The sequence below is a fragment of the Falsiroseomonas algicola genome (assembly GCF_011040385.1).
GTDB classification, from domain to species: domain Bacteria; phylum Pseudomonadota; class Alphaproteobacteria; order Acetobacterales; family Acetobacteraceae; genus Falsiroseomonas; species Falsiroseomonas algicola.
In genome coordinates this window covers 1-876 of the sequence record NZ_JAAIKB010000058.1, presented here as the reverse complement: position 1 = coordinate 876, position 876 = coordinate 1, and the positions used below count along the sequence as shown (strand labels likewise).

Here is an 876-nt window from a genome sequence, read left to right as displayed (position 1 = left end):
TGTGACGTGCTCGCCGTGGTTCCAGCCAGGGATAAGTTGGATCCGTCGAGGAGCAGAGGACGATGCGACGGAGCCGGTTTACCGAGGGTCAGATTCTCGGGATCCTGAAAGAGCACGAGGCGGGGCGGTCGGCGGCGGAGCTGTCCCGGAAGCACGGGATCAGCGACCAGACGCTCTACAACTGGAAGTCCAAGTACGGCGGCTTGCAGCCGTCGGAGGCGTCGCGGCTGAAGGGGCTGGAGGGTTCGGCAGCAGAGCTACCGAACGGACCGCCGCCTGAAGAAGCTGCTGGCTGAGGCGGTGATGGACAACTCGGTGCTTCGGGAGTTGCTGAGAAAAAACTGATTGGGCCTGCGGCGCGGTTCGGGGCGGTGGAGCGTGTCATGCGCGAGCACGGCTACAGCGAACGGGCGGCCTGCAGGCTGATCGGGGTGGATCGCTCGGCGTTCCGGTATGAGCGCGCGGATGGCGGGGACGCGGCGTTGCGGAAGCGGCTGCGCGAGTTGGCGAATCAGCGTCGCCGGTTCGGCTACCGGCGGCTTGTTCGACGCAGTGCGTCGAACCCTGCTGCGGCGGGAGGGCGCAGCCGTGAACCTGAAGCGCATCTGGCGGCTGTACCGCGAGGAGCGGCTGTCTGTGCGTCGGCGGGGCGGCCGCAAGCGTGCGCTGGGCACGCGGGCGCCGATGGCGGTGCCGCAGGGCGCCGACCAGCGGTGGAGCCTCGACTTCGTGGCCGATGCGCTGGCCGATGGTCGGCGGTTCCGGGTGTTGTGCGTGGTGGACGACTTCACGCGCGAAGCGCTGGCGACGGTGGTGGACACCTCGATCAGCGGCGCGCGGGTGGTGCGCGAGCTGGAGCGCTTGGTGGCCGAGCGG

At 69.1% G+C, this 876-nt stretch carries 1 pseudogene; it reads left to right on the top strand.

Annotated features, from left to right (window positions below):
- Positions 1–62: 62 nt before the first annotated feature.
- Positions 63–876 (top strand): annotated as a pseudogene (locus G3576_RS32145) (IS3 family transposase); the annotation flags it as partial.